The sequence below is a fragment of the Tenacibaculum sp. TC6 genome (assembly GCF_050606265.1).
In the GTDB taxonomy this organism is placed as follows: domain Bacteria; phylum Bacteroidota; class Bacteroidia; order Flavobacteriales; family Flavobacteriaceae; genus Polaribacter.
This window is the reverse complement of the sequence record NZ_JBOCUK010000004.1, coordinates 140,928-157,390: the sequence shown is the minus strand read 5'-3', so window position 1 is coordinate 157,390 and position 16,463 is coordinate 140,928. Positions and strand designations below refer to the sequence as shown.

At 33.0% G+C, this 16,463-nt stretch carries 12 protein-coding genes; 2 read left to right on the top strand and 10 right to left on the bottom strand.

Annotated features, from left to right (window positions below):
• Window positions 1-46: 46 nt before the first annotated feature.
• The 10 genes from ACQY1Q_RS03770 to ACQY1Q_RS03725 all read right to left on the bottom strand — a co-directional run bounded on the left by ACQY1Q_RS03770 (window position 47) and on the right by ACQY1Q_RS03725 (window position 10,881).
• Window positions 47-3,211 carry a S41 family peptidase gene (locus ACQY1Q_RS03770; RefSeq protein WP_431003955.1) on the bottom strand — a complete coding sequence of 1,055 codons (3,165 nt, stop codon included), beginning with the start codon at window positions 3,209-3,211 and terminating at the stop codon, window positions 47-49.
• Between the two features lie 65 nt (window positions 3,212-3,276).
• Complete coding sequence (gene trpA, locus ACQY1Q_RS03765; protein ID WP_431003954.1) at window positions 3,277-4,047, bottom strand: tryptophan synthase subunit alpha; 771 nt, start codon at window positions 4,045-4,047, stop codon at window positions 3,277-3,279.
• 139 nt (window positions 4,048-4,186) lie between these two features.
• A complete protein-coding gene (gene trpB / locus ACQY1Q_RS03760; RefSeq protein ID WP_431003953.1) occupies window positions 4,187-5,362 on the bottom strand; it encodes a tryptophan synthase subunit beta in 1,176 nt (391 codons plus the stop codon).
• A 32-nt stretch (window positions 5,363-5,394) separates the two neighbouring features.
• Complete coding sequence (locus ACQY1Q_RS03755) at window positions 5,395-6,015, bottom strand: phosphoribosylanthranilate isomerase (RefSeq protein WP_431003952.1); 621 nt, start codon at window positions 6,013-6,015, stop codon at window positions 5,395-5,397.
• A gap of 17 nt (window positions 6,016-6,032) precedes the next feature.
• The gene (locus tag ACQY1Q_RS03750) at window positions 6,033-6,527 is read right to left on the bottom strand and encodes a DNA-deoxyinosine glycosylase (protein ID WP_431003951.1); all 495 of its coding nucleotides are present in this window, start codon (window positions 6,525-6,527) and stop codon (window positions 6,033-6,035) included.
• 9 nt (window positions 6,528-6,536) lie between these two features.
• Window positions 6,537-7,325 (bottom strand): indole-3-glycerol phosphate synthase TrpC, encoded by a 789-nt coding sequence (trpC, locus tag ACQY1Q_RS03745; protein ID WP_431003950.1) that lies wholly within the window; start codon window positions 7,323-7,325, stop codon window positions 6,537-6,539.
• A gap of 102 nt (window positions 7,326-7,427) precedes the next feature.
• Complete coding sequence (locus ACQY1Q_RS03740; RefSeq protein ID WP_431003949.1) at window positions 7,428-7,781, bottom strand: four helix bundle protein; 354 nt, start codon at window positions 7,779-7,781, stop codon at window positions 7,428-7,430.
• A gap of 57 nt (window positions 7,782-7,838) precedes the next feature.
• Window positions 7,839-8,828 carry an anthranilate phosphoribosyltransferase gene (trpD, locus tag ACQY1Q_RS03735; protein WP_431003948.1) on the bottom strand — a complete coding sequence of 330 codons (990 nt, stop codon included), beginning with the start codon at window positions 8,826-8,828 and terminating at the stop codon, window positions 7,839-7,841.
• A 55-nt stretch (window positions 8,829-8,883) separates the two neighbouring features.
• Complete coding sequence (locus tag ACQY1Q_RS03730) at window positions 8,884-9,462, bottom strand: anthranilate synthase component II (RefSeq protein WP_431003947.1); 579 nt, start codon at window positions 9,460-9,462, stop codon at window positions 8,884-8,886.
• Between the two features lie 27 nt (window positions 9,463-9,489).
• Window positions 9,490-10,881 (bottom strand): anthranilate synthase component I family protein, encoded by a 1,392-nt coding sequence (locus ACQY1Q_RS03725; RefSeq protein WP_431003946.1) that lies wholly within the window; start codon window positions 10,879-10,881, stop codon window positions 9,490-9,492.
• A gap of 500 nt (window positions 10,882-11,381) precedes the next feature.
• On the opposite strand from ACQY1Q_RS03725, the gene ACQY1Q_RS03720 reads away from it, so the two are divergent.
• On the top strand, window positions 11,382-14,543 hold the full coding sequence (locus ACQY1Q_RS03720; RefSeq protein ID WP_431003945.1) for a SusC/RagA family TonB-linked outer membrane protein: 3,162 nt from the start codon (window positions 11,382-11,384) through the stop codon (window positions 14,541-14,543).
• A gap of 114 nt (window positions 14,544-14,657) precedes the next feature.
• Entirely contained in the window at window positions 14,658-16,343 is a 1,686-nt protein-coding gene (locus ACQY1Q_RS03715; protein WP_431003944.1) for a RagB/SusD family nutrient uptake outer membrane protein, read from the top strand.
• Window positions 16,344-16,463 lie beyond the last annotated feature (120 nt).

Below are 16,463 nucleotides of genomic sequence, written 5' to 3'. Positions count from 1 at the left end.
AAGATGTAAGTTCATCTTCGTTTTTAAAATAGATAGGTTTAAAATATTATTTAATGTCTTGTAATAATACTTCTACGGCTTTCTTAAGCTGAGCATCTTCTCCTCTACTTTTCCATCCGGGAAAATTTTTAATTAAATAATCAGGAGTTGCCGGAGCTTCATTTTCCATATTTTTCCCGGAATCTTTAACATACCACGCTCTAAATGGCATACGTATGGTTCCGTTTTGTAAGCTTTTACTTCCTGTTGATATTACCGCTCCGAAAGTAGGCTGCCCTACTAATTTTCCTAGCCCTAAACTTTTAAATGCGTGTGAAAATATTTCTGCATTTGAATAGCTATTCTCATTACACAAGGCCACTAATGGTTTTGTATTTACCGATAAAATGGCTCTTTCGTTAAAAGGGTAATATCCTGAAAATTTTTCGTGATTTTTTAAACTTTTGGTAGCTCCTCTAGGAATTGTATAGGCGTGTTGTTTTACATTAAGCACAGCCATTAAACGATCTGTAGTCCAACCACCTCCGTTATATCTTACATCTATAACAATTCCTTTTTTACCATAACCACTAGCTTTTAACTCTCTTTCAAATCGTTCAAAACTTGGTAAATTCATTCCTTGTATATGAATATATCCTAGTTGACCATTTGAATATTCATCAACTAACTTTTTACGTGAGTTAATCCATTCTTCATATTTTTCAGTACTTAATGATCTTTGAGGTCTTAGTACAATTTCTTTTGAATCTTTTAAAGTTAAAAGAACTTCTTTATTTCGGGTATTTTTTAATAAGCTATAAAAATTAGTTGTTTCATTTATATTTTGTCCGTTTATAGCAACAATAATATCACCTACTTGTAACTTACTTTTTGACTTATCTACTACTGAATTTGGCAATACATATTCTACTTTTACTCCATTTTTCACATGAGACACCTCTAATCCTAACAACCCTACTTGATCACTTTTTACATCTTCGGGGTTTCTTGATCTATATCCCATATGACTGGCATTTAACTGTCCTAATAACAAATTAAACACATAGGTAAAATCTTGCTGAGTAGTAGCTGACAATGCCCATGGTTTGTATTTTTTTACCAAAGCATTCCAGTTATATCCATGAAATTCCGGGTCATAAAAACCGGCAGTTAAAGCTCTGACTCCTTCATTAAATACCTGCTCTCTTTCTTTTTGATAATTTATTGTGTATGTAGCAGAATGTGGTAGTGATTCAATTTTATCTGATTTGGCATTTAACTCTTTTAAACGTCCTGAAGCTGTAAAATATAATTTTCCTTTTGCTTCAGAAAAGTTAGATGCTCTGTCTGATCCTTTAATTTCTTTTGGTTTACTTCCATCCCACTTTACTTTGTATAAGTTTCTTTTTTGGGTAGATGGATTGGTTGCTGAAAAATAAATAAATTCACTATCAGGACTAAACACTACACTATACTCATCATCCGATAACGAAGTTACCTGAACTAAACGATCGTATATTTTATCTTCATCTATTTTTACAGTTACTTCTTCTTTCTTTCCTTTTTTTCCTTTCTTTTTACCTTCTTCCTTTTTATCGTCTTTCTGATAGTAATCTCCTTCTTCATGATCAATCTTTGTTTTCTCCCAATCCTCTTTCTGAAGCCATACCATCCATACATCATAATTGATTCCGCTTCTGTTTGATAAAAAGGCAAGCTTTTTTCCATCGGCACTCCAAACGGGTTGCATATCACTTCTTGGATGCATGCTTACATTCATTTTTTTCTTATGATCATCAACAGATTGAATAAAAATTTCGCTGTCAAAATTCAAATCTTCTTGTGAATATGCTATGTATTTACTATCCGGACTCCATGTTAATCCTTCTGCCGGTGCCCATGTATCAGAAAATACAATTGCATTTTTAATGTTCCCGTCTTTTATATCTGCTACTAATAAAGTTCCTCTACCTTCTTGATACGCTATTTTTTTACCATTAGGTGAAACCACCATATTATCAATATCATCTTTACTATTAGTAAGTTTTTCTATGGCTATTTTTAAACTTCTAGATAGTCCAACTAACGTATCTTTTGATGTGGCACTATAGATATCAGAAAAACCATCTCTATCGGAAATAAAAAGGAGTGTTTTACGATCAATCCACTGAGGTTGCTTATCTCTAAAAGAGTGTTTACTAATATTATTAGCGTGTTTTTTTTCTTTGTCGTTCTCTTTAACAAAAATTTCTCCGTCAATTTCTAAAGCTACATTTTTACCATCCGGAGAAACAGCATAGCTCCTAATATTTGAGCTAACTGTTTTTGTTTCTTCATCGTCAAACCTATGATCAGAAGGAATAGATAGTTTTAGTTTTTCTTCTTTATTATTTTTTAATAAGTAGGTATCAATTCCTGAAGCAAAAACAATAGTTCCATTAGTACTAACTGAGAACGAACGCACTCCGTTATCTGTATGATTAGTAAGTTGTGTAGGTTGCCCGTTTTTTTCACCATTAGCAGCAATAGCTTGTTTATATATATTATATCTACCGCTTTCAGCCCCTATATAATATAAATTTCCTTCCGCATCCCAAGCCGGCGAATGGTCATTTTTATTACTGGTTGTTATTTGGTAATACTGCTGTGTTTCTTTATTATAAATCCAAATATCTCTTTGAGCGGAACCGGAATAATCTTCTCTTGAAATTCTACAAGCTCCTTTAGCAAAAGCAACTAATTTTCCGTTAGGTGAAACCGTTCCCATTTCTCCATAGGCAGTTATTAAACGTTGAGGAGTTCCTCCATTTTCATTTACCGAATATATTTGAGCATCCCATTCCGGTCCTTTATATACTCTATTTGTAGTGAATATAACAGATTCTCCACTCCAATCTGTTGGGGTATTTGTTGTTGGATAATAGGTAAGTTGTTTTGGAAAACCTCCATTTACCGGAATCGTAAAAACATTATCATTCCCTTTTCTATTAGAAGAAAAAGCCAATTCTAATCCGTTTGGTTTCCACACAGGATTACTTTCATACGCTTCATGAATCGTTAAGCGCTTTGTTTGTTGATTTGAAAATTGATAAACCCAGATATCTCCATAATAACTAAAAGCCATTTGTGAAGCATCCGGGCTAATCTTAGGTTCTCGAATTAAAGTGTTTTGTCCAACCAAATAATTGCTTAATAACATTACAATTATTGGTATTATATTTTTAGTAGGCATATTATTAAATTTACGTTACTAAATTACTTTATTACAACGTACTTTTAATAAATTTTAGCATTCCCTTAACAATTCTTAACAGTTCTCACAAAGTTTTCAATTCCATCAATTCCCCTTGCATCTAATTCTTTTATAAATGCCGACCCAATAATGGCTCCATTTGCATAGCTACATGCTTCTGAAAATGTTTTATGATCTGATATTCCAAAACCTACAATCAATTTACTTTGTAAGTTCATTGCTTGAATTCTTTTAAAATAAGCAACCTGTTCATCAGACACCTCCCCTTTTGCTCCGGTTATAGAAGCAGATGCTACTACATAAATAAATGTAGTTGTTAAGGCATCTATTTTTCGTATGCGCTCTTCTGAAGTGTGTGGTGTTATTAAAAACACGTTACTTATCCCATAGGCATCAAATAGTTTTTTATAATGATTTTCGTATTCAATCATGGGTAAATCCGGAATTATTACCGTATCAATACCACAATCAATTACTTTTTTACAAAAAGCATCTTCGCCGTATTTTATAATCTGATTTACATACCCCATTAAAACCAAGGGGGTTGTATTTTTGTCTTTGATGGCCGTCAACTGCTCAAAAACCACATCTAAGTTCATTCCGTTTTTAAGTGCTACAGAACTACTATGTTGAATTGTAGGTCCATCAGCTAACGGGTCAGAATACGGCAACCCTACTTCTATAAAATCTACTCCACTTTTGCTTAATTCAGAAATAATACGCGAGGTATCTTCTAATTTTGGAAACCCGGCTGTAAAAAAAATTGAAAGTAATTTTTTATCTTTTTGATTGAATGTATGTTGTATTGAGTTCATGATTTTCTAAATCGTTTAAATCTTATTTATCTGAGATTTCTCACTTTATTCTAAAAAACATTAAGTATGTCATTGCGAGGAATGAAATGACGTGGCAATCTCAATTTTGAGATTCCTTCACTTCGTTCGGAATGACCGACTACTCTAAATGTTTAATATAGGTTTCTAAATCTTTGTCACCTCTCCCTGATAAATTTACCACTACTACTTGATCTTTGTGTAAATTCATTTTAGGTAAAACAGCTAGGGCATGAGCGCTTTCAAGGGCAGGAATAATCCCCTCTATTTTAGTTAACTCATAAGCAGCATCCAACGCTTCTTTATCAGTGGCATTCATAAATATTGCTCGTTTTGTTTCGTGTAAATAGGCATGTAACGGACCTACTCCCGGATAATCTAATCCGGCTGAAATAGAATATGGCTCCACTATTTGTCCGTATTCATCTTGCATTAAAATTGTTTTACTTCCATGAATCACGCCTACTTCTCCTAACTGTGATGTAGCTGCACTTTCTCCTGAATCTACTCCTAATCCTGCTGCTTCAACAGCTATTAACTCTACCTCTTCATCATTTAAATAATAATAAAAAGCTCCTGCTGCATTACTTCCTCCTCCCACACAAGCAATAATAGCATCCGGATTTTCTTTTCCTGTTTGCTCTTTTAATTGCGCTTTCATTTCCTCAGAAATTACAGCCTGTAAACGCGCTACCATATCCGGATATGGATGTGGCCCAACTACAGAACCTATTAAATAATACGTATCCGGGTGTTGTATCCAATAACGAATGGCTTCGTTGGTAGCATCTTTTAATGTTTTACTACCACTGGTAGCCGGAACCACAGTAGCTCCTAACATTTTCATTCGTGCTACATTAGGAGCTTGACGTTTAATATCGGTTTCTCCCATAAATACCACACATTCCAACCCCATTAAGGCACATACTGTTGCAGTAGCCACTCCGTGCTGTCCGGCTCCGGTTTCTGCCAATATTTTAGTCTTTCCTAGATGCTTGGCTATTAATATCTGGCCAATAGTATTATTTACTTTATGCGCTCCTGTATGATTTAAATCTTCTCTCTTTAAATATATAGTAGCTCCATATTTCTCAGAAAGACGTTTGGCTAAATATAAAGGACTGGGTCTTCCTACATAATGTTTTAGTAAATCTTTATATTCTTTCTGAAATGCCTCCGAATTAATTATTTGTAAATAATTATCTTCTAACTCTTTTACATTCGGATATAATAATTCAGGGATAAATGCTCCTCCGAATTGTCCATAATATCCATTTTCATCAGGTTGAAATTTCATATTCTTTAGTTGTTAGTGTCGTTGTTATTGCATTAATTTTTCGCAAAATCGTTTGCTACTCTATTTTTAAATTTCTTTAGTTGTTCTATTGATTTTTTTCCCGGTTCAGTTTCAAACCTACTATTCACATCTATTACTTTACAGTTTTTAGCATAGGGAGTTTTCATAAACTCTTGTATAAGGTTTGCTTCCTCTATACCAATACCACCGCTTAAAAAGTACGGCTTTGCCGAAGTGTAATTTTCTAATAACTTCCAATTAAACGTAACTCCGTTTCCGCCTCTTGTTTCTCCTTTGGTATCAAATAAAAAATAATCTACTACCTTTTCATACGGTTGTAGTTGATTAAAATCAAACGAATCTTTTATTCCGAATACCTTAATTATTTCTACTTTAGGTAAATATTTTTTTAATTCTTCTATATAGGCTACAGACTCATCTCCATGCAATTGTAATGCATTCAGCTTATATTCTTCTGCCAGAGAAACAACAATCTCCAAATATTCATTCACAAAAACCCCTACCTTTTTTATTTTTTTATCTATATCCGGAATGATTCCTTCAAAATTTCTTTTTGATTTTTCATAAAATATAAAACCTAAGTAATCCGGTTGTAACTCGGCTACTTGCTTTATATTTTCAACATATTTCATTCCGCAAACTTTTAACTTCATAATCTTTCAAAAATAGTTTTCCAATTATTTAACTTGTCTTCAAAGGTATACCTTGCATTAGCCGGGCTTGTTGACAACAATGTGAAATAGTCAATTGCGTCATGCCTCTTGAAAAATTTATCATATAATTTTTCTGCCTTTTTACCATTAAATCCAATGGTTGTAATAGAAGGATGTAACTTTAAAAACGCTTCAATTTCATTAGGTTTTTCATTTTTTATATCTGCATCTAGACTTGTTTTTCTAATGGCTGTATAACACACATCCCATATAGCTATTTTACCTAGTTGTATCAACTTTTTCTTTTCCTCATAGTCTTTTACAGGTACTACATTTAGATGAGAAAAAACGATTTTCCAAAATGCGTTTCTAGTATTTCCGTAATATTCCTGTAACCTTAATGATTCTTTACCCGGCATTGTTCCCAACAGTAAAACTTTAGGTTCATCACCTACTATTGGTGAAAAAGAATTGATATAACTTTCATTCATTTTAAAAACTTATCGTATTTGGCTAATAAATTCTTGGCATGCTAATCCCGGATTTTCAGTTTTCATAAAATTTTCTCCAATTAAAAACCCTTGAAATCCGTATTCTTTTAATCCGGTAATAATTCTTGGATCTGAAATTCCGCTTTCAGACACTTTTATAGTACTGTCAGGAATTTGACTTGCTAATTTTATAGAATGCTCTAGGTCAACTTCAAATGTTTTTAAATTCCTGTTATTTATTCCGATAATTTTATCATCTAAATCTGAAATTTTATCTAAATCTTCTTGTGTATGTACTTCATATAAAACTTCTAATCCAAGGTCTTTAGCTAACTGACCGTAATTTTTCAGTTCCTCAGATGTTAAACAAGTAGCTATTAATAAAATTACATCAGCCCCAATAGCCTTTGCTTCTACAATTTGAAAACCGTCTACAATAAAATCTTTACGTAGAATAGGTTTTTGTTGGTTGATTATTCTCGCTTCTAATAAATCAGCAATAGTTCCACCGAAAAATGAAGTATCTGTTAGAATAGACTGAGCAGCAACATTAGCTTCTAAATAACCTTCTGTTACTTCTGAAATAGACACTTTATCATTAATAATTCCTTTAGATGGTGATTGTCTTTTAAATTCAGCTATAATTCCTGTAGAATAAGGGTCTAACAACGATTTTTTTAATGAAAAAGACGTGTTTTTAAAGTTAGGGCTTTCTACCAGTTTTTTTACTGATACCTCTGCTTTAATCTTTGCTACTTCTTTCTTTTTAAATGCTATTATTTTATCTAGTATTGTCATGTTCTTTAATTAAAAATTACAAATTAGGAATTATTAACTCCCAATTTTAATAATTTGATTTTGTTTTTAATAGTATCACAATTCATAATTGGCAATTTTCAATTATGAATTACGAATTGTTTTTTGAATACTTCCAATTATTTTTAAAATTTCTTCAATATCATCCAACAACAAGTCTGATTCCTTTTGAGATAGATAATCCGTATCTCTTAACAAACGTAACCAATAATGAGTTTCTCTAGCTTCTTTATATGAGATGGTTAATTTTGAATAAAAATCTTTTCTACTTTGTCCTCCAATAGCCTCTTCTATGTTTGCTCCGATTGATGTACCTGAACGTAACAACTGTTTACTTAAAACAAACTCTTTTCTTTCTCTTGATAAATACTGATAAAGATTCACAATCTTAACAGCAAAATCATAACTTTTGATTTGAATAATATTGTCCTTTTTCATTTTCTTTTATTTTTTTCAATCAGCAACTCAAAATTATTAATTCGTAATTTGTAATTGTTAATTAGTAATTAACTTTTTTAAACATTCCTTTGCTTTTAACCCAATTAATGAAGCTGTTGCCTCTTCATAAGCTTCTTCAAAGGTTTTGGTATCATCTATAATAGTTAAGGCAAAAGCTGCATTGGTTAACACCACACTATTTTGAGCTTCTGTTCCTTCTCCACTTATTATTTTTTCAAAAATCTTAGCTGCTTCTTCCACTGAATTTCCTCCGTAAATATCTGACTGCAACAATGCTTTTTGACCTAATTCTTGGGGAGTAATTAATTGCTCACCATTTTTAGTGAATAATTTAAAACCTCCGGTTAATGAAATTTCATCATAACCATCAAGAGCATGCACAACACCATAATTCGATTTTTCTTCTTGCAGTATATAATTATATAAGCGTGCTACTTCAAGATTAAATGTTCCTAATAATTGATTTTGTGGTGAACTAGGATTTACTAGAGGTCCTAAAATATTGAAAAAGGTTTTTAATTTTAATGCTTTCCTCACCGGTCCTACTGCTTTCATAGCTGGATGAAATTTAGGGGCATGTAAAAAACAAATATTTGCTTTTTCTAAATGCGATTTTAACGTTGCTTCATCATTTGTAAATTGATATCCAAAACTCTCCAACATATCTGATGAACCTGATTTTGAAGATACCGAGTAATTACCATGCTTTGCTACTTTTTGTCCGGTTCCGGCTACTACAAACGAGGTTAAGGTTGAAATGTTAAAAGTATCTTTTCCATCTCCCCCAGTACCTACGATATCTATCGTATTATAATCTGATAAATCAACATGTATAGCTAATTCCAGTAATGCCTCTCTAAAACCTGCCAACTCACTAACCGTAATAGGGCGCATCATAAAAACAGTTAAAAAAGAGGCTAAATGAGCTTCATTATACTGCTCTTTGGCTATGTTAATCAACATTTGTTTGGCTTCTTCTTTAGTTAAGCGTACATGTTGATATAGTTTTTCTAAGGTTTCTTTCATTTTTTTCAGTTTTTAACTTCTTGTATGAAGAGTTTTAACCATTAACTGTTTGCTTTTACTTACTCACAGCATTAATAAAATTTCTTACCAATTGCTCTCCTACTTCTGTTAAAATACTTTCCGGATGAAATTGTACTGCACTTAATAGGTATTCTTTATGCCTAATAGCCATAATGCCACCTTCTTCATCAACAGCCGTAACTTCTAAACTGGATGGTAAATTTTCATTTGAAGCAATCCATGAGTGATAACGAGCCGCAGAAAATGTTTCCGGAATATCTTTAAAAATTACTGCGTCTTTTTGTATTACTTTCATTGTTGTAGCCACACCATGAAAAACTTCGTTCATATTAATAATAGTTCCTCCGAAAACTTCTGTTATAGCTTGTAATCCTAAACAAACCCCAAATATGGGACGTTTACCCGCATATGTTTTAATAACTTCTTTTAAAATCCCGGCTTCATCAGGTATTCCGGGCCCCGGTGAAAGGATAATTAAATCGTAAGCTCCTACTTCTTCAATACTAATTTCATCATTCCTATAGACATCCGGATACGTTCCTGTAATTTTTTCAACCATGTGCACCAAATTATAGGTGAATGAGTCGTAATTATCTAATATTAAAATATTCATATTACTGTTTTTAGGTTTTAGTTGTGTTTAAATAGTTTCTGCTAAAATGAGCGCTTTTTTTAATGCTGCTAATTTATTATTAACCTCTTGCAGTTCATTTTCTTCACTTGAATGAATTACAATTCCGGCACCTGCCTGATAGTACAACACATTTTTCTTACTTACAAAAGATCGAATGGCTATAGCTAAATTTACCGAACCATCTAAACCAATAATTCCTACTGCTCCTCCATAAAAACCTCTGGATTGATTTTCATACGTATCAATTAATTGCATTGCTTTATATTTAGGAGCACCACTCAATGTTCCTGCAGGGAAAGTATCTCCTACAATTTTTATTGGGTTTCCTTTAATTTGACCTTGTACGGTAGATACTAAGTGAATTACATGACTAAAATATTGTACTTCTTTAAATACCTCAACTACTACATTATCGGCATGTTTACTCAAATCATTTCTTGCTAAATCTACTAACATTACATGCTCTGCGGTTTCTTTTTTATCTTCTGATAGTTTTTTACCCAATTTAATATCTTCAGACATATCTCCGGTTCGTCTAAAAGTTCCGGCAATCGGATTTATAATTGCTTTTCCTTTATTAATTTTAATTTGTGCTTCCGGTGAAGACCCCATTAGTTTAAAACTTCCGTAGTCAAAATAGAATAAGTATGGAGAAGGATTGATTGAACGCAAGGCTCTGTATACATTAAATTCGTCCCCTTTAAATTGTTGTTGAAACTGGCGAGATAATACTAATTGAAAAACATCTCCTCTCTTACAATGTGCTTTGGCTTTTTTTACGTATTCCTTAAAATCATCATTCGTACAATTTGAAGTTTCTTCTCCTATAATTTCAAATTTTTGAGTATTGAATGATTGTGCTTTAATAATTGTTTCAATTTCATTTAATCTTGGCGTTTCATTCTCTTCTACATTTTCTATCAAAGTCATTTCATCATTAAAATGATTAATAGCAATGATAAACTTATAAAAACTATACTGCATCATTGGAATAGCAGAAGGAGCTTCTTTTACCTGTAAAGTAATAGTTTCAAAATATTGAACGCTGTCGTAGGTTGTATATCCGTACAATCCGTTAAATGATTTTACTTCAGCATCACAATCTAAGTCTATCGTTTGTGTAAAGTCATTAAATAATTGGTTAAAATTTCTGTCAATTGTAAAGCTGTCTGTTTCTTTTCCTTTTGCAGTAACTGAAAACGTGTTTTTATCAGCTTTCATACTTATCAATGGTTCAATACATATAAAAGAATAGCTTTCTTCTTTACTATGATAATCAGAACTTTCTAATAACAGTGTGTTAGAATATTTATCTCGTAATCTTAAATACAAGCCAACAGGCGTTACAGTATCTGCCAGTTGCTTTTTTGAAATTGTTGTAAACTTAGTTTTTTTCATTTTAGTTGTATTGTTAAAAACAAAAAAGGCTTATCGTGAGATAAGCCTTTTTAAATTTATTATATATACATATAGGTTTTGCCCACTTAATCGGAGTTAAGAGAGTTCCACCACCATATGTTGTTTTGCATTGTCATAATAACGCAAATTTATAATAGATTTTTAATTATACAAGAAAAAAAATAATGTTTTTTGATTTTTCATTTTAAGAATTAATCCAAGACCGTCATACCCCAACTAAAATAATCTAAATTATTTTCATTCTAAACACTAACAGGTAACCTACACATAAACAGCTATTTTAAAGCAATTACCCTCCTTAAAAACCTTTTTATTATAAAATTCATGAATTTGATACCTATTCCTTTCAAAAAAAAACAAAATCTAAATTTCTTAAAATACTTTGGTTTCCTACAACAATTACTCAGCTGGTAATACACATGTTGTGCTACACCTAGGGGGCGGAATATTTACAATTTTAACAAATTAACCAATTATCTATGAAAAATTTTTGCATAACAAATATTTTACTTTTTGGACTCATATTTCTGACACATATAGTCCAGGCTCAAACGAGTCTTATAAAAGGAAAAGTCACTGACTCGAGTGATTCTCCTTTACCGGGCGTTTCTATTTTAATTGAAGGAACTGCCACAGGTACTGAAACCGATTTTGACGGACTTTTTTCTATTAATGCTACCAAAGGGCAAACACTTGTTTTTTCTTTTATTGGTATGAAAACTCAAAAAGTTCAGGTAGGAACTTTGAATTTTATGACTGTAAAATTACTAGAAGAAACCAATAAACTGGAAGAAGTTGTACTTACCGGATACACTAAACAAAGTACAAAAAACATTACAGGATCAGTAGCTGTTGTAAAAATGAAAAATGTAACTGCAACTGCCCCAACTAGTGTTGAGCAGTCTTTACAAGGACAGGTTTCCGGAGTTACCATTGGATCACAAGGTGGGCCGGGTGGAGACACCATGGTTCGTATTAGAGGTTTTGCTACTATTAACAATAACGATCCTTTATATGTTATTGACGGAATTCCTACTAAATCAGGTTTAAACCTTTTAAATCCAAATGATATTGAATCTATTCAGGTTTTAAAAGATGCTTCTTCTGCCGCTATTTACGGAGTTGGAGCCAGTAACGGTGTTATCATCATTACTACCAAAAATGGAAAATATCAAAACGCTACTAAATTAGTTTTTAATGCCAATACCGGAGTAGACTATGTATCAACTTCTGATTTCCCAACATTTTTAAACCCGCAAGAGGCTGCAAATGCCATTTGGCAACGTTTTAAAAATGATGGCGTAGCACCTTCACACCCGCAATACGGAAATGGAGAGGTCCCTGTTCTTCCTAATTATCTAACTCCTACCGGAGCTTCAACAGCCAATCTTGCGTCTTACGATCCGTTAACAAATAAAATAACCAGAGCTAATAAAGAAGGAACTAATTGGTTTGATGAATATTTCAACCCTGCATTAGTTCAAAATTATAACTTAAGCTTATCCGGAGGCTCAGAAAAATCTAAATTTCATGCAGGTTTAGGTCTATTAAAACAAGAAGGTATTGCCCTGCACTCCTCTTTTGAACGTTATAATTTAAACCTAAATTCTGAATTTAAAGTTAAAGAAGGGTTGCGCTTTGGCGAAACTTTAAACCTTACCTATTCTGAAAAAGTAAATAACACCAATAATCAAACTACCGGAGGCGATATCTCTTTCTTATACAGAGCAGATCCTATTTTACCTGTATACGATATTGCCGGAAATTATGCCGGTACACAAAGTGCCGGACTGGGTAACGGAGTAAACTCAGTAGCCAATGCTACTAGAAATAAAGATAATATTGGTAGAATTCTAAGAGCTTTAGCCACTTTTTACGGAGAACTTGATCTAACACAAGATTTAACCTTTAAAAGTAACATTGGAGTTGACTACAATGCTTTTCATCAATCAGCTTTTAGTTTTTTAAACCCGGAAGTAAGTGAACCTAGTGCTGTAAACAGCTTTAGTGAAAGTACGTTTTACTCCATTGGAACTAACTGGTATAATACATTAAACTATAAAAAGAAGTTTGGCAATCATAAAATTGAACTTTTAGCCGGAACGGAATTTAGAAAAAGTTTATCTCGTGGTTTTAATGCTTCCAGAACGGAGTATTTTACCAATAATGTAGATTATAGATATTTAGGTGTAGGAACAGGAACTCAAACCAACGGAGGTAGCGGAGGTAAAAGTGCTCTTTTTTCTTTGTTTGGAAAGCTAGATTATAATTACAATGACACGTACTTAGCTTCTGTTACCTTTCGTAGAGATGGTTCTTCTAATTTCGGAAAAAACAACAGGTACGGTATTTTCCCTTCTTACAGTGTTGCTTGGAGAATTTCCAACGAAGAGTTCATGAAATCTGTTTCTTTTCTTAATGATTTGAAAATAAAAGTTGGTTATGGAGAATACGGAAACCCGGAAGTTCCGTCGGGTAGAATAGCCAATCTGTACGGAAACAGTGAAACTACCGGAAACTATGATATTACAGGAAGTAATAATGTAGTGGTTGCCGGATATTTTCTACAAACTTTAGGTAATCCGGATTTAAAATGGGAAACCTCTACAAACTTAAATATTGGGCTAGATGCTTCTTTATTTAATGATAAACTAACCTTCAGTTTAGAATACTACAAGGCTAAAACTGTTGATATGCTATTACAACTACCAAGCAATACTACTTTAAACGGATTAGCCAGCCCTAAATATGGAAATATCGGAGAAATGGAAAACAACGGACTGGATTTCTCTATAGGCTATAATCAAAAGTTTAGTAACGATGTAAAGTTTACAGCATCTGCTAATATTTCAACCTATAAAAACACGGTTACTAAATTAAATAACGATCCTGATTTCTTTATATCAGGAAATGCTGCCAGAGAAACGTTTCCTTCAAGAACACAACAAGGATATCCTTTAGCTTCTTTTCATGGTTTTACTATTGATGGAATTATTCAAAATGCAGAAGAGCGTGATAATGCCGCTGATTATAATGGAAAAGACATTGGTACTTTTAAATATAGAGATCTTAACAACGATGGTATTATTAACGACAACGATCGCTCTTTTATAGGAAACCCTCATCCTGATTTTACTTATGGCTTAAATTTAGGGGTAGAATACAAAAACTTTGACTTCTCTGTATTCTTTCAAGGAAGTCAAGGAAATGACATTTATAACTTCACCAAGTTTTTTACTGATTTCAATAGCTTCCCGGGAGCGAAAAGCGAACGATACTTGTATGGATCTTGGACTCCGAACAATCCGAATGCAGTTTTACCTAAACTGACCAATAATCCTGCGCAACATTATTCTAGTGCCAGCACCTATTACATAGAAGACGGATCATATTTACGTTTAAAGAATATTAGAATTGCCTATAACCTTCCGCAGAGTCTTACTGAAAAACTAGGTATGAACAGTTGTAAAATATATGTACAGGGTAAAAACTTGATTACTTGGACAAAATATTCTGGTTTAGATCCTGAAATTAACTTACAAAGTTATGGAGGTAGTGGTGCTAATTTAGATATCGGAATTGATAGAGGTGCTTACCCTGTTGCTAAAACTATTCTTTTAGGAGTCAACCTATCATTATAAAATTTAAAATTATGAAACCGAAATATTTAAAATAATTATTAAGCACACAGTAGAATGATTATTTTAAATATCAAAGGTTACATCTGACCAATGAAAAACAATAAATATAAACAGATGAAAAAACAACTTATAACAGCTATAGCTATGGTTTTCTTATTAACCACTTCGTGCGATAGCGATTTAGATATAACCCCGCAAGGAAGACTTACAGAAGAAGTTATTCCCCAAAATGAAGTATGGGTAAATCAACAATTAATTAGTGCTTATGCTATGTTAGACGGGCATCCGAACTACTTTTGGGCACCTGCCTCTAACTGGGCATTAGGTGATGTAGCCTCTGACGATTTTCATAAAGGCTCTAGTAGTGGAGATCAACCACCTTTAAACGATGTTGAACGCTATGTTCCAGGGACAACCAATATTTATTTATCAAGAAAATGGAACAGTATTTATGACGGGATTAACAAGTGTAATCAAACCTTACTTTCTGCAACAGCAGCTCTTAACAATGGGGTTTCCTCAAACAAAATTGTTCCTTTAATGGCAGAGGCTCGTTTTCTGAGAGCCCATTACCATATGGATGCAAAAAAAATATGGAATAATATTCCGTTTGTAAACGAAACAGCAACAGAAGTACCTTCTAATACCATTGACGCTTGGCCTTTCATAGAAGATGATTTAAACTTTGCTATTAGTAACCTACCTAATTCTCAAAACGATAAAGGGAGACCTAATTCATGGACGGCAAAAGTTTATCTAGCTAAAGCACATATGTTTCAAAACGATCATATAGCTGCAAAACCAGTACTAGATGATATTATAAACAATGGGCCTTATGCTTTAGTTACTAATTATCATGACAATTTTAATGCTGAAAAAGAAAATAATTCCGAATCAGTTTTTGCTGTTCAAAACTCGGTAAATGATGGTGGACAAGGTGTTTGGAATGGAAACTCAGGAAACCGACTGAACCATCCTTACACTCCTTTGGGCGACGCTCCGGGAGGTGGATGTTGTGGTTTTTTTCAACCAAGTCAAAATTTAGTAAATGCCTTTAAAACAGATGCTAACGGACTTCCTCTTTTAGACACTTTTAATGACAGTGATGTAACCAGTGACCAAGGAGTTCCCTCAGACCAAACCTTTACTCCATATAATGGTACTCTTGACCCTAGATTAGATTGGACGGTTGGTAGAAGAGGAATTGAGTATTTAGAATGGGGACCTATGCCAGGAATGAGATGGATAAGAGATCAAGGATACGGAGGACCTTATGTAGGTAAAAAACATGAATATTTAAAATCTCAAGAAGGCATGATGAGCGCTTCGGTTTCCGGAGCATTCAATGCCATTAACACTCCCCTTGTTAGATACTCTGATGTGTTGTTATGGAGAGCAGAAATTTACGCAGAGAACAATGAATTAGATGCCGCCATGGCATTAGTAAATAAGATTCGTAAAAGAGCTGCTAATCCAAATGGATTTGTAAAAAATAATAATGGAATAAATGCGGCTAATTATCTCATCAATCCATATACAACTTTCCCTAGTAGAGAATATGCAATTAAAGCTGTTCGCTTTGAAAGAAGATTAGAACTAGCCTCTGAAGGTCATCGTTTTTTTGATTTAGTACGTTGGGGGATTGCTGAACAAACGCTGAACAATTATGTAACTAACGAAGCAGGTAAAAGAAGCTATTTAAGTGGCGCTACTTTTACCAATAGAAATAATTATTACCCGATACCACTAGATGCTATTAACTCTTCGGGGAATATTTTAAAGCAAAATGAAGGCTATTAGTTTGAATTAATTGCTTTATCAGGTAGGCAATACTTTTAAAAGTATTGCCTTTTTGCCAATTATACATTAGTATTTTACTGCTTAACCATACACTAAATTTCAACATACCCAACTAAACAC